The following is a 17,664-nucleotide window of genomic DNA, read 5'->3' as shown; positions in this document are numbered from 1 at the left end:
CCCCAAAAAGCATGGGCGCGCCGCTTCAGCTTGTGGATACTTAGCCCTTTTCGCCCTCGCCGTTTTCCAGGCTTTGGAAGTGGGCCAGCACCTCTCGCACCTTCTCGTGCACCCAGTAGGCCTTGCGGCCGAAGAGGAGCTCGATGGCCTCGTCCACCTCCTCCACCGCATAGAGGTGGAAGTGGCCCCTTTCCACCGCCTCCACCACCTCCTGGCGCAGGGTGAGGTGGGGCAGGTTGGCCCTGGGGAGGACTACCCCTTGGGTGCCGGTAAGGCCCAGGGCTTGGCACACCCGGTAAAACCCCTCCACCTTCTCCGCCACCCGGCCCACGGCCAAGACCCGGCCGGTCTGGTCCAGGCTCCCGGTGACCGCCAGGTCCTGCCTCAGGGGGAGGCCGGAGATGGCGGAAAGCACCGCCAAAAGCTCGGCAAGCCCCGCGGAGTCCCCCTCGATCCCCCCGTAGCTCTGCTCAAAGACCAGGCTCACCGTGGCAGAGAGGGCTCCCACGCTGGCGTAGGTGCCCCGGAGGTACCCGGCCAGGGTGAGGACGGCCTTGTGGAAGACCTGGCCCCCCAGGCCCACCTCCCGGTCGATGGAGAGGATGCCCTCCCTTCCAGGGCCCGCCTGGGCGGTGATGCGCACGGGACGGCCTGCGGGCACGGGCCCTTCCACCACCACCAGGCCGTTCACCTCCCCCACCCGCTCCCCTTGGACCTCGAGGGCCACCACCCCTTCCTTCAGGTCCTGGAGATAGAGCTCCTCCTCCAGGCCAAACCGCTCCTCCCGGGCCCGGAGGGCCTCCTCCACCGCCTTCCGGTCCAGGGGGCGCTTCAGGGCCGAGGCTTCCCCGGCCAGGTCCAAAAGGCGGTAAAGCCTGGCGTCCAGCCGCTCCCGGTGCCCTACCCACCGCCGGGCCTCGTCCGCCAGGGCTGCCAGGCCCTCAGGGGTTAGCGCCACCCCCTCGGCTTGCAAAAATCCCCCCAGGTAGGCCACGTTCTCCTCGGTGTAGGGAAGTTCCGGGCTGAACTCCACGCGGAAGGGAAAGAGCTCCAAAAACTCCTCGTCCTCCTCCAAAAAGGCGATGACCTCCGGCGGCCCCACCAGGAAGACCTGGGCCTTGAGGGGGGCGGGCTTGAGCCTGGGGCCTTTGACCTCGGGCCTGGGGGAGAGGGGCTCCACCTCTTTTGTGGCCAAGGCCCGCTTCAGGAGGGCATAGCTCCCCAGCTCCCACACCCGGTGGGCTTCCAGGACCAGCACCCCCCCCAGGGCGCGGTGCAGCGCCCCAGGGCGTAAGAGGCCCAGGTGGGTGGAGAGGGCGCCCTCCCGCACCTCGTACTCCAGGTGGCCCAAAAGCCTCTCCGGGCTGGGGTTGGGCTCGTAGACCAGCCGGGGGCCTCCCTCCACCAGGAGGCGGGGCAGAAGCTTTCCCAGCTCTAACTCCTCCTCCAGCGCCGCGGCCCGCAGGAGAGTTTCCAAAAGCCAGTCCAGGTAGCGCCCGGCCTGGGGGAAGCGGCCCTTGAGCTCCTGGGCCTTGGGCAGGAGGAAGCGCTCGGCGAAGCCCCGCCTGAGGGCGGCCACCTCAGCTTGGGCCTTCTGCCCGGCGTCCACATAGGCCAAGACGGTCTCCTCCAGCTTGGCGGAAAGCTCCGGGGGCAGGGGGCCCTTGCCGGAGAGCTTGATCCCCTCCTCTTCCTCCAAGAGGGTGAAGCCGTAGCCTTCGGCTTCCTCGGCCAAGCCCTTGAGCAGGGCCTCCGCCTCCTTCTCGTAGCGCGCCTCCACCAGGTTTTTGGCGTAGAGGAAGCCTCGCTCCCGGAAGAGGGCCGGGGTGAACTCGGCCAAGAGGGCCTCCACCCCCTCCAGGAGGGCCCGCCCCTCCCCCTGGGGGAGGAGGAGGGGAAAGGCTTCCTCTCCCAGGGGCAGGTAGACCAGCTCCTCCTTGGGAAAGGGGCGCCCTTCCAGATAGGCCAGGAGCCGCTTTCGCTTTCCCAGCCCGCTTGGGCCTACCAGGTAGCCGTGGCCTCCCTGACGGAAGGCGGCCTCGAGGGCCCTAAGGGCCCGCTCCTGGCCGAAAAAGGGAGGCGCGGGCTTGGGCGTCGTGGGCGGGGTGAACCAACGCAGATCGGGAACCCGCATCGGGTTCACTATACCCGGACGTATGCCCCCAAGGGCTTGGGGTAAACTACCCCACAAAGGAGGGATTTCATGGTCAAGGTGGAGGTTCTGGGCATGATCCTGGCGGGAGGGCAGGGGAGCCGCCTCTACCCCCTCACCGCCAAGCGGGCCAAGCCCGCGGTGCCCTTTGGGGCCAAGTACCGCATCATTGACTTCGTGCTCAACAATTTCGTGAACTCCGGCATCTACTCCATCTACGTCCTCACCCAGTTCAAGGCGCAGTCCCTCACCGAGCACATCCAGCGCTACTGGCGCTTCGGCGCTTTTCTGGAGGACCACTTCATCCTCCTGGTACCCGCCCAGATGTACCGCTACGAGGAGCTGGGTCCCGTTTGGTACCGCGGCACCGCCGACGCCATCTACCAGAACCTGCACCTGGTGCAAAACCACGCCCCCACTGCGGTAGCCATCTTTGGGGGGGACCACATCTTCAAGATGAACGTGCGCCACATGGTGGAGTACCACTACGAGAAGCGGGCGGACATCACCATCGCCGCCTACCCCGTGTCCGTGGCCGAGGCCTCCCGCTTCGGCGTCCTCCAGGTGGACGAGGAGTGGCGCATCACCGAGTTCCAGGAAAAGCCCAAAAGCCCCAAGCCCCTGCCCAACAAGCCCCACCTGGCCCTGGCCTCCATGGGCAATTACATCTTCTGCACCGAGGCCCTCTTTGAGCTCCTGGAGGCCGACGCCAGGGACGAGGCTTCCAGCCACGATTTCGGCAAGGACGTGATCCCCAAGGCCCTCAAGGAGGGTTACCGGGTCTTTGCCTACGACTTCCACCGCAACCCCATTCCCGGCCAGGAGGGCCCCAACCTCTACTGGCGGGACGTGGGCACCTTGGACGCCTACTTTGAGGCCAGTATGGACCTGGTCAAGGTCATTCCCGAGTTCGACCTTTTCAACCCCGAGTGGCCCCTCAGGACCGCCAACCTCTTCAGCCCCCCGGCCAAGTTCGTGCACGAAACGGGGGAAAGGGTGGGCCGGGCCCTCAACAGCCTCCTGGCCGGGGGGGTTATCGTGAGCGGGGGGACGGTGCGGGAGTCCGTCCTCTTCCGGCGGGTACGGGTGAACTCCTACAGCCTGGTGGAGCGCTCCGTCCTCTTTGACGACGTGGAGGTGGGCCGCTACTGCCGCATAAGGAACGCCATCATCGACAAGAACGTGAAGATCCCCCCTCACACCGAGATCGGCTACGACCTCGAGGCCGACCGCGCCCGGGGCTTCACCGTGACCCCGGAGGGCGTGGTGGTGGTGCCCAAGAGCTACCGCTTCTAGCCATGGACAAACACCCCGGGAAGCTCTTCTACCGGCTTTCCCGCCTTACCCCCGAGGATCAGCTCCCCCTAAAGCGCAAGCCCCGGGCCAAGGTCTACGCCAACCCCTTGGAGACCCAGGCCCTGCCCCCCTTGCGGGGGGAAGGGGGGCCGCCCCTTTTCCGGGCCCTGGCCCGCCTTTGGCCGGCCCTGCCCGAGGTGGGTTCCGCCCTGACCCTCAACGACCTCTCCCAGGTGCTCTTACCCTTGGCGGAGCGGGGCGGGGCGCGGGGCTTTCCCTCCGCGGGGGAGGCCTACCCCCTCGAGGCCTACCTGGTGGTGCGCCGGGTGGAGGGGGTCTTCCCCGGCCTTTACCACTACTTTCCCAAGGAGCACCAGCTTTTCCAGCTTGGGGGGAAGGTGGAGGACGAAGCCTGGAACGAAGCCCTCATGGGGCTTTCCCTGGAGCGGGCGGCGGCCTTGCTGGTGCTGACCCTGGTGCCGGAGCGGAGCGAGGCCTTGTTTGGCCTTAGGGGATACCGGTATGCTCTTTTGGAGGCGGGCTATGCTGCGGGCCTGGTCCTCCTTGCGGCCACGGGCCAAGGGCTTGGGGCTTATCCCGCGGAAACCTTTTACGACGAGGCGGTGGCCCGGCTGTTGCGGTTGCCCGAGGGCGAGTATCCCGCGGTGGTGGTCATCCTAGGGCGTTAAGCGCTGGAGGTATTCGGGGAAGCATTTATGGCGCACATTCTCTTGGTGGAGGACGACGCTCAGGTGGGGGATTTGGTTAGGCGCTACCTGGAAAAAGAGGGGTTGCGGGTGGTGTGGGTGCGCACCGGGCGGGAGGCCCTGGAGGAGGCCTGGCGGGAGAAACCGGACCTGGTGGTCCTGGACCGGGGCCTGCCGGACCTCGAGGGCCTGGAGGTCCTCAAGTCCTTGCGGGCCCTGGACCCGGTGCTCCCGGTTTTGCTCCTCACCGGCAAGGCCGACGAGGACAGCCGGGTGGAGGGCCTTTTGGAGGGGGCGGACGACTATTTGGGCAAGCCCTTCTCCCTGAAGGAACTCCTGGCCCGCATCCGGGCCCTGCTCCGCCGGGCGGGCAAGGAGGGTAGGCGGCGCTTTGGTCCTTTGGAGCTGGACCTCGAGGGGCGCAAGGCCTACCTGGAGGGGGAGCCCCTTAAGCTTTCCGCCACCGAGATGAACCTTCTCCTGGCCCTGGCCCAGACCCCGGGCCGGGTCTTCACCCGGGAGGAGCTTCTGGATCGGGTCTGGGGGCCAGAGTTCGAGGGCTCGGAAAGGGTGGTGGACGCCTACGTCCGCCTCCTGCGCAAGAAGCTCAAGGACGACCCCCATGCCCCCCGGTTCATCGAGACCGTGGTGGGCTTGGGCTACCGCTTCCTCGGGGAGTGATGGAGGCGGTCTTCGCCTACGGCACCCTGAAGCGGGGGGAGCGGAACCACCCCTTGGTGGAGGGGCGGGTGGTGAAGGCCTTGCCCGGGCACGTGGAGGGGTTTCGCCTGTACCACCTGAAGGAGGGGCCTAGCCGCCCCTACCCTTACCCGGGAATGGTTCCTGGGGAGGGGAGGGTGTACGGGGAGGTGCTCTTCCTGCCCGCGGAGGCCCTTTCCCTTCTGGACGAGCTGGAGGAGGAAGGGGTGGAGTACCGCCGGGTGCGGGTCCAGGTGGCCACCGAGGAAGGGCCCCTTGCCGTCTGGGCTTACCTGTACCTGGGAACGCTGGAGGGGGCGCTGCCCGTCCCCGGGGGGGTGTGGAGCGAGGCGGCCCCGGGGGTATGATGCCCCCATGCGGGTTCTCATGGTGGCCCCCGAGGCCTACCCCCTGGTGAAGGTGGGGGGGCTGGCCGACGTGGTGGGGGCCTTGCCCAAGGCCCTCAGGCCCCTGGGGGTGGAGGCAGCGGTTCTCCTGCCCTGGCACCGGGGCCTCGAGGCCCAAGGGGTGGGGGAGGTGGTCTACCGCTTCGCCGGCAAGGAGGCCCGGGCCCCCCTGGGGGAGCGGGTGGAGGGGGGGGTGCGCTTCCTCCTCCTGGGGGTGGAGGGGTTTGACCGGGAGCGGGTCTACGGCTACCCCGACGACGCCGAGCGCTACCTGCGCTTCGCCCTGGGGGCAGCGGAGGTGGCGCGGGGGTTTGACCTGGTCCACGCCCACGACTGGACCGCGGCCCTCCTGCCCCTTTTGGTGCCCACCGTCTACACCATCCACAACCTGGCCCACCAGGGTCTGGTGGACCCCCCACTCTTCTTCCACTGGACGGGGCTTCCTTGGAGCCTTTTTCACATGGAGGCCCTGGAGTTCTACGGCCAGGTGAACCTGATGAAGGGGGGCATCGTCTTCGCCAGGGCCGTTACCACGGTGAGCCCCTCGTATGCCGAGGAGATCCAGACCCCGGGGTTCGGCATGGGGCTGGATGGGGTCCTGAGGCGCCATAAGGGCAAGCTTTTCGGCATCCTCAACGGCCTGGATACCGAGGTCTTTGACCCGGCCCGGGACCCTTACCTCCCCACCCCCTACTCCCGGGAGGACCCCTCCGGCAAGGCCCAGGCCAAGGAAGCCCTACAGGAGCGCACCGGGCTTAGGGAACCCCTCCTCGCCTACGTGGGCCGGTTGGACGGGCAAAAGGGCCTGGACCTCATCCTGAAGGCGGTTCCCCGCTTGAAGGAGCTGGGCTTTTACCTGTTGGTCCAGGGGGTGGGGGACGAGGGCATAGCGCAGGCCCTCAGGCAGGTGGAGGAGGAAAATCCCGGCTTCGTGCGCTTTGTGGAAGCCTACGACGAGGCCTTGGCCCGCTTGGCCTATGCGGGGGCAGACGCCCTCTTGGTCCCCAGCCGCTTTGAGCCCTGTGGCCTGGTGCAGATGATCGCCCAGCGCTACGGCACCCCTCCCGTGGCCCGGGCGGTGGGGGGCTTGAAGGACACGGTGGAGGACGGAAGAACAGGGGTGCTTTTCCAGAGCTACCACCCGGAGGGTCTCCTTTACGGCGTCCTGCGCCTCTTCCGCCTGGGGGCGGAGGAGCTGGGCCTTAGGGGCATGGAGAAGGACTTCTCCTGGGGCAGGAGCGCCCCCCGGTACCTGGAGGTCTACCGCCGGGCCCTGGGCTAGGATGGGGGGGATGGTGCCGGAGCTGAAGGCCAAGGCCCTGGCCGGGGACCTCGAGGCCCAGGCCCTCCTTCACTTCCTCGGCCTCCTGCGGCGAAAGGACTACGCGGGGGCCCAGGCTTATGCGGAGGGGTTTTCCGGGGAGCTCCGGGAAAGGCTTTTGGAGGGGCTTGCCTTTTTGGCGGAGGACCCCGGGCGCCTGGAAGACCCCCTCTTTGCTGCGGAGAGGGAAGTGGTCCTCGGGGTGAAGGCGGTGGGGGAGGGGAGGCGGGAGGAGGCCGAGGCCCGCTTCCAGAAAGCGCTTTCCCTGGACCCCGAGCACCACCGGGCCCTCACCAACCTGGCCAACCTCTACCAGGAGCGGGGGGAGTTGGAGGCGGCGTTGGACCTCTACCAGAGGGCCCTGAAGCTGGCCCCAGAGGACCCCCTGGTCCACGAGAACCTGGCCGCCTTGTACAAGCGGAAGGGGGACCTGGACAAGATGGTGGCCCACATGAAGCGGGCCACCCGGCTCAAGATGCGCCCTTCCGCTCCCCTAGACCCCCTCACGGGCAAGGCCCAGCGCCGCCTGCGGGTGCCCCTTTGGGCCTGGGTTTTCCTCCTCACCCTCCTGGCTTACCTGCTTCTCAAGAAGCCCTAGGGCCTGGTCCAGGGCTTCCAGGGAGCGCCCCTCCGAGAGGAGGCGCCGCCAAAGCCGTCCCCCGGGCTGTCCCCGGAAGAGGTTCAGCATGTGCCGGAGCACGGCCCAGGGGGGCGTCCCCTGCTCCATCTCCTCCTCCAGGTAGGCCCGCATGCGCCGGGCCACCTCGAGGCGGCTTGGCCGCCGCTCCAGGCCGAACACCCGGCGGTCGGCTTCCGCCAGGACAAAGGGGTCCTCGTAGACTGCCCGGCCCATCATCACCCCGTCCACCCGCGCCAGGTGGGCCAGGGCTTCCTCCAGGGTGCGCACTCCCCCGTTCAGCACCAGGGTCAGGTGGGGGAAGTCCCGCTTGAGCTGGTGCACCCAGCCGTGCCGCAGGGGGGGCACCTCCCGGTTGGCCTTCGTGGAGAAGGCCAGGAGGGCGCTCCGGGCGTGGACGATGAACACCCTCACCCCGGCTTCGGCGAAGCGCTCCACCATGCGGGCCAGCTGGGGATAGGTTTCCTGGCCCTCGAGGCCCAGGCGCATCTTGGCGGAAACCGGCACCCGCACCGCCCCCACCATGGCCTTTAGGATCTCCGCTACCCGGTTGGGGTCTTGGAGGAGGCAGGCGCCGAAGCCGCCTTCCTGGGCCTTCTCCGAGGGGCAGCCCAGGTTCAGGTTCACCTCGTCGTAGCCCAAGGCTTCCCCAATGCGGGCGGCCTCCGCCAGGTCCTTGGGGTCCGAGCCCGCCAGCTGCAGGGCGATGGGGTGCTCCTCCGGGCGGAAGGCGAGGAGCCGCTTTCGGTTGCCCCGCAGCACCCCTTGGTCCACCACCATCTCGGTGTAGAGCCGCACCCCTCGGCTCACCTGGCGGACCAGGAAGCGGAAATGGCGGTCCGTGCGGTCCACCATGGGGGCCACGGAAAGGCGGAAGTCATTCATCAGCGTCTATAAGGATGATGTGCACGGGCACTGCTGGAAAATGTCGCTTCAGTCGCTCGATGTCGTAAACAAGTTGCTCACCATAAGCGACACCGGATGACATTTTTTATGGAGTGCGTGGGCGGGGACGATTTCCACGCCCACCTCTGCCTTACTTTCGTTGAAAAAATACTGGAACTTGGCCATGTCGTAAAACATAAAAGCGTATTTGCCGAACTGCACCTCTACTAAGACTTTGTCCTTAACAAAATCAATCTGTTTGTATGCGCCCTTGATGACTGGGTGCGAATTTCCTGGTAAGACAATATCGTAAAAATCCTTGAGTTCTCGAAACCCCTTTTCATGAAAGGCGTTTTTAAAGGCCCGATTCATTTCCTTGGGAGCATAAAGAAGCCTACCCTTTTTAGATTTTTCTTTGCTGACTTTCGCACGCGTAGCTTTAACACTCGCAATGACCTCATAAATTTCCCCCAGTATCCCTGGAAAGCGAATTTGAAGAATTTCTTTGCCCCCTAAGTGGGAATATTCGTAGGCGATTTTCATTGCGCCTCCGAGAAGAGAGGAGGAACCCAAACAGCCCTTAGATCGACAACCTTGGGGGGTATATAGACTGCCTTTCCCGACGGATCGTATACTTCTCTTTCCATGGGTCGGACTCGTAAGCGACCATCCCAAGCGTCGCGGAGGCGCTGCTTGGCGATAGTTACATAGTCGGGTAGGATCTCAGCCATAGCCCCCTTTCTTCTATGCATTAAAGCAGCAATTAATGTAGTTCCAGAGCCCCCAAAAGGATCCAAAACCCAGTCCTCTTCTTCCGTGAGAGCTAGCACGAAGCGTTCTACAAGCTCGACCGGGAACTGCGCTGGGTGGGCTGTCTTTTCTACGTGGTTGGCTTTCACATTTGGGAAAATCCACACGTCGCCAGGGTTCTTCCCAAGCGGATTGCTTGAGATTTGCCCTTTTTTGGGTCCTTTAAAGTGGCGCTTGTTGGGATACTTCTGTGGAACCCGCACTCTGTCCAAGTGGAAAGTGTATGTTTCGCTTTTGGTGAGCCACAGCGCTACCTCGTAACGTCCGGAGAAACGACGCTTTGCGTGAAGGCCGTGTTCGAAGGCCCAGACAATGCGGTTGCGAAGCTGTAAACCCTGTCGCTTGAAGATGGGATAGAGGAGAATATCCAGAGGCAGTATCTCGCCGTTCTCCACGTAGTTACCCACCTGCCACACCAAGCTTCCGGTGGGCTTGATGATACGCACGGCTTCCTGGATTACCCGCTCCTGCCACGAGAGGTAGGCTTCAAGGTCGGTGCGATCCTCATAAGGCTTGCCGATGTTGTAAGGAGGCGAGGTGATTACGAGGGCTATGGAGGCGTCAGGTACTTGCGCCAATAACTCCAGGCAATCTCCCGAGTAAATAACAGCGTGCGCATCAGGGTCAAATGTATCCTTGACGACCAGCTCCATCCCCACACTCATTTTACTTCCTCTTGAAGAACTTCCTCTGGCTCTTTTAGCCTGGGCATTCGGAAGCTGATATCCTCCCACTCCCCCTCCTCCACCACCTCAAGCCCCGGGTTCTTGGCCTTCAGGAGGGCCACCAGCTCCTCCACCAGGTCCTCGGGGGTGCTGGCGGCGGAGGTGACGCCCGCGCTCCTGGCCCCCAGGAGCCACTCCTCCTTTAGGTCCTTGGCGGTCTCCAGCCGGTAGGCCCTTCCCGTGAGGCTTTGGGCCAGTTCCAAAAGGCGCATGCCGTTGGAGGAGTGGGGGCTGGTGAGAACCAGAAAGAGGTCCACCTTGGGGGCGATGCGCTTCACCGCTTCCTGGCGGTTTTGGGTGGCGTAGCAGAGGTCCTTTCGGGAGGGAACCACCAGCTTGGGAAAGCGCCTTTTCAGGATCTCGATGGTGGCCAGGGTGTCGTCCACGCTCAAGGTGGTCTGGGTGAGGACTACCACCCTCTCCGGGTCCGGCACCTCCACGGTGTTGGGATCGGCCAGGCGGGGATCCTTGCCCACATGGGTGTGCACCGCCACCAGGAGGGTCCGGTCCGGGGCTTCCCCGTAGGTGCCCTTCACCTCCTGGTGATCGGCAGAGTCCCCCACCAGAAGGATCCAGTACCCCTCCTGGGCATAGCGCCTTGCTTCGCTGTGCACCTTGGTCACCAGGGGGCAGGTGGCGTCCAGGACCCTCAGGCCCATCTCCGCCGCCTGGCGGCGCACCGCCGGGGGGTGGCCGTGGGCGGAAAAGACCAGGGTGCCCGCCAGGGGCCGCTCCCGGCGGAGCGCTTCCACTTCCTTGAGGTCCTCCACAAAGTGCACCCCCTTGGCCCGGAGGCGCTCCACCACGGAGCGGTTGTGAACGATCTCGTGGTAGACCACAAGCTCCCCTTCCTCCTTCAGCGCCTCCGCCCAGCGCTCCACCGCCTCGATGGCCATCACCACCCCGGCGCAGAACCCCCGGGGCCGGGCCAGATAGAGGCGTTCAAGCCCCATGTCCATGCCCTCCATTCTAGGCCCCGGGCTTCCTTTCCTTGGTGGCCTGGGCTAGGAGTTCCTCGGCCAGCCGACGGGCGAAGGGGGTTCTGGCCCGCTCCAAGGCCTTCTTGGCGGTTTCCCGCCCCTTGCCCCTGGGGCGGAAGCCCTCCTGGGCCAGGGCCAGGAGGGCTAAGGCGGTGGCGGGGAAGGGGAGGCCTTCCTTTTCCAAAAGCCCTAGGCCCTCCCCGTAGCGGTGGAGGGCCTCCCGGTAGGCGCCTCCTAAGAGGGCTTGGCTTCCTTCCTGGAAGGCGCGGGCGGCTTGGATCAGCCCTTCCCCCTCCACTAGGGGTTCCCCTGCTTCCGCGGAAAGGTGGGCGGCCTCGAGGAGCCTCTCCAGGGCCAGGCTCCGCTCCGGTTCCGAAAGAAGGGGGGAATACGCCTCCTGGAACAAGGGGCCGAACCAGGAGAGGCGCAAGGGCTTTCCTAGCCGAAAGGTTTCCCCCCGGGCCTCCACCTCGTCCTTCAGGCGACGCAGGATGGACACCAGACGGGGAAAGCGGGCCCGCACCTCCTCCCGCTTGGCTTCTCCCCGCAGGGCAAGGAAGAAGAGAAAAGCCAGGGCTTCATCCATGAGGGTTCCTCTCAGCCGACTGGAGGTCAATCCCTCCAGGCCTCCACTTCCTTGTACTGCACCAAGGCGGCGAAGAGGGGAGAGGGCCCTTCGGTTACGGCGAACTTCACGTCCACCAGAACCACGTTCTCGGGGAGGTCTTGGACGAAGCGGTTGAGCCTTTCTTGAAATATGTCGGGATCGTTCCCGGTGATGACCTTGAAGCGCACGCCCTGCATGGTCCCATTATGCCTGGCGTTCCACCAAGGCGGCGAGGAGGCCTTGGAGGAGGCTCGCGGCTTCCCCGTTGGGCAAGCTTTCCAAGGCGGGAAGCAGGGCCTTTTGGCCCTCGGCCAGCAGGCGGTGGGCCACCTCCTTGGCCCAGGCCACGGCCCCGGAGTCCAAGAGCCTCTCCCAAAGCCAGCGCACCTCGGCCTCGGGTTTGGCCTCCCGGGGCAAGCGGAGGAGGGCTTCCGCCCTCACCCGGTCCTCCGCGGGGGCTTCCCGCAAAAAGCGGAGCAGGATGAGGGTGCGCTTGCCCTCGTAGAGGTCCCCTGCCCGCTCTTTGCCGTAGGCCTCGCTGCCTTCCAGGTTGAGGACGTCGTCCACGATCTGGAAGGCGACCCCCAGCTTGAGCCCCGCCTCCTCGTAGAGGGCCGGAGGTGTTTTACCCGCCAGCAAGGCCCCAAGCCTCAGGGGGGCCACGGCGGTGTAGTAAGCGGCCTTGTGCTCCACCATGCGGAAGTAGTCCTCGGGGGTGAGGTCCAGGCGACCCGAAAGGGTCCAAAGGAGGTCCAGGTGCTGCCCGTAGGCGGTGCGGCGCACCACCTCGTAGAACTCCCCCAGAACGGCGGGCTCCAGAAGCCCCTCCTGCACGCCCCGCCACAGGAGGCCCCACATCTCCCCGTGGAGGGCGTCCCCCGCGTTCAGGGCCAGGGGCATAGGGTAGAGGCGGTGCAAGGCCGGGCGGTTTCGGCGCTCCTCGGAGCCGTCCTCTATGTCGTCGTGTACCAGGACCCAGTTTTGGAAAAGCTCCAGGGCAGTCCCCGCCAGCAAAGCGGCTTCCCAAGGGGCTCCGTGGGCCAGGCCGGCGTAGACCGCAAGCAGGCCCCGGAGCATCTTGCCCCCGCGGGCGGGGTAGTCCCGCAGGAGGGCCTGGTACTGGGGGTCCGGGTGGGAGAGGTGGGCGAGAAGGCGAGCGTGAAGGGCACTTTTCACTTCTTCGGGCGGCGGCGTCATGCTATACACTTTAGGCCATGCGCGGCTACGCCTTGGGCCTCCTGGCCCTCAACCTGCTCACCCTCCTTTGGGGCACCACCTTCGTGGTGGTGAAGGGGGCGGTGGCGGAGATGGCCCCAAGCCTTCTGGTCCTCCTCCGCTTTTTCTTGGCCAGCCTCTTCTTCCTGCCCTGGACTTTTCGCCTGCCCAAGGGGGTGTGGGGCCCGGGGCTGGAGCTGGCCTTCTGGCTCCTTTTGGGCTACGCCTCTCAGGCCGTGGGCCTCATGTACACCTCGGCGAGCCGAAGCGCTTTCATCACTGCTCTAAACGTGGTCTTCGTGCCCCTTCTCCTGAGCGTGGCGGGCCGGCGGCTGGGTCCGGTGTGGCTGGCCGCTTTTTTGGCCTTCCTGGGGGTGGGGCTCCTCTCCTACGATTCCCGCCAGCCCCCCCTCAACGTGGGGGACCTCTGGACCCTGCTCACCGCCCTCACCTACGCCCTCTACATCGTGCGCCTCGAGGTCCACGCCAAGGTCTTTCCCTCCTTGCCCCTTACTGCGGTGCAGGTCTTCGGCACTGCTTTGCTGGCCCTTCCCTGGGCCCTTTGGGAGGGAGTTTTCCTGGAAGGGGTGCCCTGGGGGGCGGTGCTTTACCTGGGGGTGGCGGCCACCGCCCTCACCACTTGGCTCCAGACCTGGGGGCAGAAGTACGTTCCCGCCCCCCAGGCCGCCATCCTCTACACCCTGGAGCCTGTGTGGGCCACCCTCTTTGCCTTTCTTGTCCTGGGGGAAAGGCTCGGAATAACGGGGTTCTTGGGAGCCGTCCTGGTGGTCTTGGCCACTTTGCAGGCTATCCGCCGATCCCCAACATGACCCGTTTCCTTAGGGTGGGCAGGGTGTTGCCGAAGGCGGGCTTGCGGTTGGTGGCGATGAGGATGGCGTCCACCAGGGCCTCCACCGGCTCTTCGGCGGCGAAGGCCCAGGAGATGTCCATCTCCAGGTCGGTGAGCAGGCAAGGCCGGAGCTTTTTGTCGGAAGTGAGGCGAAGCCGGGAGCAGTTGCTGCAAAAGGGCTCGGTGACGGGGTTGATGAACCCCAGGGTGCCCACCGCCCCCGGGATTCGGAAGACCCGGGCTGGGGAGGTAGGGTCGTGGGGGACGGGCTCCAGGGTGCCGAAGACCGCCTCGATGCGGGCCCGGATCTCCTTCCCGGACACGAAACGGCGGCGGTACTCCTCGGGGTCGGAGTTGTCCAGGTGCATGTACTCGATGTAGCGCACGTGCAAAGGGCGCTCCAGGGAGAGGCGGGCCAGGGGCACCACCTCCTCCTCGTTCATCCCCCGGATGATCACGGCGTTGAGCTTTACCGGGTGGAGGCCCAGCTCCAAGGCGGTTTCTATGGCCTCCAGCACCCGCTCCACCTTCCCGCCCCGGGTGATGCGGGTGAAGACCTCGGGGGTGATGGCGTCCAAGGAGATGTTCACCCGGTTGAGGCCCGCCTGGACCAGCTCCTTGGCCCGCTTGGCAAAGAGCAGGCCATTGGTGGTGATGGCCACGTCCTCAATGCCCTCCTTGCTCCGCGCCCGTTCAATCATCTGGGGTAGCTCCTTGCGCACCAAGGGTTCCCCGCCGGTGAAGCGCACCGCGGAAAGGCCCAGAAGAGAGGCGGCCTCGAGGAAGTGATCCACTTCCTGCACCGTTAGCGTGCCTGGGGGCTCGGCCATCTCCAGGCCCAGGGGGTGGCAGTAAAGGCAGTGCAGGTTGCACCGGGGGGTAACGGAGATGCGAAGGTCTTTGATAATACGCCCGTAGTTGTCCAGTAGCTTCATGCCCTTTCCCCCTTTGGGCCACCCTACTACGGCCTAAGCTAAAGGGCAAGGGAGGAAAAAACAAAGCCCCCAGGCTAATGCCTGGGGGCTGGAGGTGGAGCGGGAGACGGGACTTGAACCCGCGACCCCGACCTTGGCAAGGTCGTGCTCTACCAACTGAGCTACTCCCGCACGCGCCACACGCGGCGCGTAGAAAAAATCCCCCGCACCGACCTACTCTCCCAGGACCCTGCGGTCCCAGTACCATCGGCGCTGGCGCGTTTCACTTCCGTGTTCGGAATGGGAACGGGTGGTTCCACGCCGCTATGGGCACGGGGGATTCTCATGTTTTGCCTTTCAAAATCCCACGCCGCCCAAAAGCGGCAGGGGATCCCAGCTGGGGTGGACATCAGTGCAAAAAGGGTCAAGACCTCGGACGATTGGGACCGGTCAGCTCAACGCCTCACGGCGCTTACACCCCCGGCCCATCCACCGGGTCGTCTTCCCGGGTCCTTACCGGCTAAAGCCGTGGGAGGCCTCATCTTGGGGCAGGTTTCCCGCTTAGATGCTTTCAGCGGTTATCCCTCCCGCACATGGCTACCCAGCTTATGCCCCTGGAGGGACAGCTGGGAAACCAGAGGTGCGTCCCTTCCGGTCCTCTCGTACTAGGAAGAGCCCCCCTCAAGCCTCCTGCGCCCGTGGCGGATAGAGACCGAACTGTCTCACGACGTTCTGAACCCAGCTCGCGTGCCGCTTTAATGGGCGAACAGCCCAACCCTTGGGACCTTCTTCAGCCCCAGGATGCGACGAGCCGACATCGAGGTGCCAAACCTCCCCGCCGCTGTGGACGCTCGGGGGAGATCAGCCTGTTATCCCCGGGGTAACTTTTATCCGTTGATCGATGGCCCTTCCACACGGGACCACCGGTTCACTAGGCCCGGCTTTCGCCCCTGCTCGGCTTGCAGGCCTCACAGTCAGGCTCCCTTCTACCCTTGCGCTCTCCGGCGGATTTCCGTCCCGCCTGAGGGAACCTTTGGGCGCCTCCGTTACCTTTTAGGAGGCGACCACCCCAGTCAAACTGCCCGCCAAGCGCTGTCCCCAATCCCTTGGGTTAGGCCCCCAGCCGCATCAGGGTGGTATTTCACCGGCGCCTCCACCGCCCCCGAAAGGGCGGCTTCACAGGCTCCCACCTATCCTACGCAGACGCGACCAAGAGCCAACACCAGGCTGCAGTAAAGCTCCACGGGGTCTTTTCGTCCTGCCACGGGTAGGCCGCATCTTCACGGCCAGTTCAATTTCACCGGGTCCCTCGCCGAGACAGCGCTCCGGTCGTTACGCTTTTCGTGCAGGTCGGAACTTACCCGACAAGGAATTTCGCTACCTTAGGACCGTTATAGTTACGGCCGCCGTTCACCGGGGCTTCGGTTCAGGGCTTGCACCCCTCCCCTTGACCTTCCGGCACCGGGCAAGCGTCGCTCCCTATACCTCCTCTTACGAGTTCGCAGAGAGCTGTGTTTTTGGTAAACAGTCGCCAGAGCCTATTCACTGCGGCTCGCCAAAGGCGAGCACCCCTTCTCCCGAAGTTACGGGGCTAACTTGCAAAGTTCCTTGGCGAGGGTTATCCCGCGCGCCTGAGTGCTCTCGCACCCGCCCACCTGTGTCGGTTTGCGGTACGGGTTCCCATGGGTTGTGCTTAGAGGCTTTTCTTGGCTCCCTGGCTTCGGAGGGTTGTCACCCTCACGGGCTTCCCCACCACGCAGAGCTCGCGGGAGGCGGATTTGCCTACCTCCCACCCTGCGCTTCTGGCCGGGCTCAGCCATGGCTCCGGTCCCCCTAGCCTAGAGCGTCCCCCCATCGCACCCATGGGAAGGGCCGGAATATTAACCGGCTGCCCTTCGGCTACGCCTCTCGGCCTCACCTTAGGCCCCGCCTAACCCTACGCTGACGACCATTGCGTAGGAACCCTTGGGCTTACGGCGACAGGGATTCTCACCCTGTTTATCGTTACTCATGCCGGCATTCGCACTTCCCTTACCTCCAGCCGCCCTCGCGGACGACCTTCGTCGGCATCGGGAACGCTCCCCTACCGCCTGAGGGTTAAACCCCCAGACCCGCAGCTTCGGCGCTGGGCTTAAGCCCCGATCATTTTCGGCGCAGCGTCACTCGACCAGTGAGCTATTACGCACTCTTTAAAGGATGGCTGCTTCTAAGCCAACCTCCTGGCTGTCTCAGCAACGCCACATCCTTTCCCACTTAGCCCAGACTTCGGGACCTTAGCTGGCGGTCTCGGTTGTTCCCGCGCTTGGACACGGACGTTATCGCTCGCGCCCTCACTCCCAGGCTCCACCTGGGACCCTTCGGAGTTTGACAGGGTTTGGTAGGCTGGTGGGCCCCCTAGCCCTATCAGTGCTCTACAGGCCCCAGTCAGCACCTGAGGCTGACCCTAAAGTCATTTCGGGGAGAACCAGCTATCTCCGGGTTCGGTTAGCTTTTCACTCCTAACCCCAGCTCATCCGAGGGGTTTGCATCCCCCACCGGTTCGGGCCTCCACTGGGTTTCACCCCAGCTTCACCCTGGCCAGGGCTAGCTCACCCGGTTTCGGGTCCACGGCCGCGGACTGCGCGGGCCGCACGCGGCCCGCCTTCGCCCTCTTCGGACTCGGTTTCCCTACGCCTCCGCCTCAACGGCTTAAGCTCGCCCACGACCGTGAGTCGCCGGCTCATGCTTCAATAGGCACGCCGCAACCCCCAAAGGGGCCGCGACTGCTTGTAAGCCCACGGTTTCAGGCTCTATTTCACTCCCCTCCCGGGGTTCTTTTCACCTTTCCCTCACGGTACTGGTTCACTATCGGTCACCCGGAGTACTTAGCCTTAGGCGGTGGTCCGCCCAGATTCCCCCATGGCTCCACGAACCACAGGGTACTCGGGTACCCTCACCTATCCCCTCACCTTTCGCCTACAGGGCTTTCACCTTCTCTGGCGCCCCTTCCCAGAGGCTTCGGCTAGGCTAGGGATTCGGTATCCGAGGGCCCCACAACCCCGCCCGGACAAGCCGAACGGTTTGGGCTCTTCCCCTTTCGCTCGCCGCTACTCAGGGAGTCGCTTTCGCTTTCCTCTCCTCTGGGTACTGAGATGTTTCAGTTCCCCAGGTTCCCCCCGCTCAAAGAGCGGTGACCCGTGTTCCCACGGGCCGGGTTCCCCCATTCGGACATCCAGGGATCAACGCCCGCTACCGGCTCCCCCTGGCTTATCGCAGGTAGCCACGTCCTTCATCGGCTCGGGTGCCAAGGCATCCACCGTGGGCCCTTAGCATCTTGACCCTTCAAGGTCGCGCTCATCACGCAACCCTCGGCTCCTATTTCTCCACCCCAGCTTTCAAGATCCCCCGCCACCATCCAGGCAGCGCAAAGAAAAAACTACCAGACACCCCGCACCATGTCAAGAGGGGGTGGGCCTCCGC

At 64.9% G+C, this 17,664-nt stretch carries 16 protein-coding genes, 1 tRNA gene and 2 rRNA genes; 7 read left to right on the top strand and 12 right to left on the bottom strand.

The features are described 5' to 3' along the window. Window positions 1-40: 40 nt before the first annotated feature. Window positions 41-2,134, bottom strand: a complete 2,094-nt coding sequence (locus tag L1088_RS08045) for an AAA family ATPase (protein ID WP_234554472.1) — start codon at window positions 2,132-2,134, stop codon at window positions 41-43. A 69-nt stretch (window positions 2,135-2,203) separates the two neighbouring features. Between L1088_RS08045 and glgC the strand changes: the two genes are divergently transcribed. Genes glgC through L1088_RS08015 form a run of 6 tightly spaced genes read left to right on the top strand, consistent with a single transcriptional unit; the run spans window position 2,204 to window position 7,180 of the window. Beyond that, the gene (gene glgC, locus L1088_RS08040; protein ID WP_234554471.1) at window positions 2,204-3,448 is read left to right on the top strand and encodes a glucose-1-phosphate adenylyltransferase; all 1,245 of its coding nucleotides are present in this window, start codon (window positions 2,204-2,206) and stop codon (window positions 3,446-3,448) included. Window positions 3,449-3,450: 2 nt separating this feature from the next. After that, window positions 3,451-4,137 carry a SagB/ThcOx family dehydrogenase gene (locus tag L1088_RS08035; RefSeq protein ID WP_234554470.1) on the top strand — a complete coding sequence of 229 codons (687 nt, stop codon included), beginning with the start codon at window positions 3,451-3,453 and terminating at the stop codon, window positions 4,135-4,137. A 27-nt stretch (window positions 4,138-4,164) separates the two neighbouring features. Next, on the top strand, window positions 4,165-4,836 hold the full coding sequence (locus tag L1088_RS08030) for a response regulator transcription factor (RefSeq protein ID WP_038049294.1): 672 nt from the start codon (window positions 4,165-4,167) through the stop codon (window positions 4,834-4,836). Continuing rightward, window positions 4,836-5,222, top strand: coding sequence for a gamma-glutamylcyclotransferase family protein (locus tag L1088_RS08025; protein WP_234554469.1), 387 nt, complete (start codon window positions 4,836-4,838; stop codon window positions 5,220-5,222). Before L1088_RS08030 ends, L1088_RS08025 begins: the two co-directional genes overlap by 1 nt. Window positions 5,223-5,229: 7 nt before the next feature. Next, window positions 5,230-6,543, top strand: coding sequence for a glycogen synthase (locus tag L1088_RS08020; RefSeq protein ID WP_234554468.1), 1,314 nt, complete (start codon window positions 5,230-5,232; stop codon window positions 6,541-6,543). Between the two features lie 10 nt (window positions 6,544-6,553). Continuing rightward, on the top strand, window positions 6,554-7,180 hold the full coding sequence (locus L1088_RS08015) for a tetratricopeptide repeat protein (protein WP_234554467.1): 627 nt from the start codon (window positions 6,554-6,556) through the stop codon (window positions 7,178-7,180). On the opposite strand, the gene dusA is transcribed toward L1088_RS08015, so the two are convergent. From dusA to L1088_RS07980, 7 genes are read right to left on the bottom strand one after another with little or no spacing between them, the layout of a single operon-like run. Then, on the bottom strand, window positions 7,076-8,104 hold the full coding sequence (gene dusA / locus L1088_RS08010) for a tRNA dihydrouridine(20/20a) synthase DusA (protein WP_234554466.1): 1,029 nt from the start codon (window positions 8,102-8,104) through the stop codon (window positions 7,076-7,078). The genes L1088_RS08015 and dusA overlap by 105 nt on opposite strands. A gap of 48 nt (window positions 8,105-8,152) precedes the next feature. Next, a complete protein-coding gene (locus tag L1088_RS08005) occupies window positions 8,153-8,647 on the bottom strand; it encodes a BglII/BstYI family type II restriction endonuclease (protein WP_234554465.1) in 495 nt (164 codons plus the stop codon). After that, a complete protein-coding gene (locus L1088_RS08000; RefSeq protein ID WP_234554464.1) occupies window positions 8,644-9,567 on the bottom strand; it encodes a DNA-methyltransferase in 924 nt (307 codons plus the stop codon). Before L1088_RS08000 ends, L1088_RS08005 begins: the two co-directional genes overlap by 4 nt. Before the next feature lie 8 nt (window positions 9,568-9,575). Beyond that, the gene (ispH, locus tag L1088_RS07995; RefSeq protein ID WP_234554463.1) at window positions 9,576-10,607 is read right to left on the bottom strand and encodes a 4-hydroxy-3-methylbut-2-enyl diphosphate reductase; all 1,032 of its coding nucleotides are present in this window, start codon (window positions 10,605-10,607) and stop codon (window positions 9,576-9,578) included. Between the two features lies 1 nt (window position 10,608). Then, entirely contained in the window at window positions 10,609-11,205 is a 597-nt protein-coding gene (locus L1088_RS07990) for a hypothetical protein (RefSeq protein ID WP_234554462.1), read from the bottom strand. A 26-nt stretch (window positions 11,206-11,231) separates the two neighbouring features. After that, complete coding sequence (locus L1088_RS07985; RefSeq protein ID WP_038045369.1) at window positions 11,232-11,423, bottom strand: hypothetical protein; 192 nt, start codon at window positions 11,421-11,423, stop codon at window positions 11,232-11,234. Window positions 11,424-11,430: 7 nt separating this feature from the next. Next, on the bottom strand, window positions 11,431-12,423 hold the full coding sequence (locus L1088_RS07980) for a polyprenyl synthetase family protein (protein ID WP_234554461.1): 993 nt from the start codon (window positions 12,421-12,423) through the stop codon (window positions 11,431-11,433). A gap of 17 nt (window positions 12,424-12,440) precedes the next feature. Here L1088_RS07980 and L1088_RS07975 point away from each other — a divergent pair, with 17 nt between their 5' ends. Next, window positions 12,441-13,271 carry a DMT family transporter gene (locus tag L1088_RS07975; RefSeq protein WP_234554460.1) on the top strand — a complete coding sequence of 277 codons (831 nt, stop codon included), beginning with the start codon at window positions 12,441-12,443 and terminating at the stop codon, window positions 13,269-13,271. Here the strand turns inward: L1088_RS07975 and moaA are convergent. From moaA to L1088_RS07955, 4 genes are all read right to left on the bottom strand, one after another. Beyond that, a complete protein-coding gene (gene moaA / locus L1088_RS07970; RefSeq protein ID WP_234554459.1) occupies window positions 13,249-14,226 on the bottom strand; it encodes a GTP 3',8-cyclase MoaA in 978 nt (325 codons plus the stop codon). The genes L1088_RS07975 and moaA overlap by 23 nt on opposite strands. A gap of 95 nt (window positions 14,227-14,321) precedes the next feature. Then, a tRNA-Gly gene (locus L1088_RS07965) sits at window positions 14,322-14,397 on the bottom strand. 29 nt (window positions 14,398-14,426) lie between these two features. Next, window positions 14,427-14,543 (bottom strand): 5S ribosomal RNA (gene rrf / locus L1088_RS07960). Window positions 14,544-14,625: 82 nt separating this feature from the next. Continuing rightward, window positions 14,626-17,524, bottom strand: a 23S ribosomal RNA gene (locus tag L1088_RS07955). Window positions 17,525-17,664 lie beyond the last annotated feature (140 nt).

This window comes from Thermus caliditerrae (assembly GCF_021462525.1).
Lineage (GTDB): Bacteria > Deinococcota > Deinococci > Deinococcales > Thermaceae > Thermus > Thermus caliditerrae.
The sequence above is the reverse complement of the archived record's forward strand: the minus strand, read 5'-3'. Positions and strand labels throughout refer to the sequence as shown.

Bases quoted from the DNA above. Each gene is read 5' to 3' on its own strand.
- L1088_RS08045 (WP_234554472.1), bottom strand. From the start codon at position 2,134: ATGCGGGTTCCCGATCTGCGTTGGTTCACCCCGCCCACGACGCCCAAG.
- glgC (WP_234554471.1), top strand. From the start codon at position 2,204: ATGGTCAAGGTGGAGGTTCTGGGCATGATCCTGGCGGGAGGGCAGGGG.
- L1088_RS08035 (WP_234554470.1), top strand. From the start codon at position 3,451: ATGGACAAACACCCCGGGAAGCTCTTCTACCGGCTTTCCCGCCTTACC.
- L1088_RS08030 (WP_038049294.1), top strand. From the start codon at position 4,165: ATGGCGCACATTCTCTTGGTGGAGGACGACGCTCAGGTGGGGGATTTG.
- L1088_RS08025 (WP_234554469.1), top strand. From the start codon at position 4,836: ATGGAGGCGGTCTTCGCCTACGGCACCCTGAAGCGGGGGGAGCGGAAC.
- L1088_RS08020 (WP_234554468.1), top strand. From the start codon at position 5,230: ATGCGGGTTCTCATGGTGGCCCCCGAGGCCTACCCCCTGGTGAAGGTG.
- L1088_RS08015 (WP_234554467.1), top strand. From the start codon at position 6,554: ATGGTGCCGGAGCTGAAGGCCAAGGCCCTGGCCGGGGACCTCGAGGCC.
- dusA (WP_234554466.1), bottom strand. From the start codon at position 8,104: ATGAATGACTTCCGCCTTTCCGTGGCCCCCATGGTGGACCGCACGGAC.
- L1088_RS08005 (WP_234554465.1), bottom strand. From the start codon at position 8,647: ATGAAAATCGCCTACGAATATTCCCACTTAGGGGGCAAAGAAATTCTT.
- L1088_RS08000 (WP_234554464.1), bottom strand. From the start codon at position 9,567: ATGGAGCTGGTCGTCAAGGATACATTTGACCCTGATGCGCACGCTGTT.
- ispH (WP_234554463.1), bottom strand. From the start codon at position 10,607: ATGGAGGGCATGGACATGGGGCTTGAACGCCTCTATCTGGCCCGGCCC.
- L1088_RS07990 (WP_234554462.1), bottom strand. From the start codon at position 11,205: ATGGATGAAGCCCTGGCTTTTCTCTTCTTCCTTGCCCTGCGGGGAGAA.
- L1088_RS07985 (WP_038045369.1), bottom strand. From the start codon at position 11,423: ATGCAGGGCGTGCGCTTCAAGGTCATCACCGGGAACGATCCCGACATA.
- L1088_RS07980 (WP_234554461.1), bottom strand. From the start codon at position 12,423: ATGACGCCGCCGCCCGAAGAAGTGAAAAGTGCCCTTCACGCTCGCCTT.
- L1088_RS07975 (WP_234554460.1), top strand. From the start codon at position 12,441: ATGCGCGGCTACGCCTTGGGCCTCCTGGCCCTCAACCTGCTCACCCTC.
- moaA (WP_234554459.1), bottom strand. From the start codon at position 14,226: ATGAAGCTACTGGACAACTACGGGCGTATTATCAAAGACCTTCGCATC.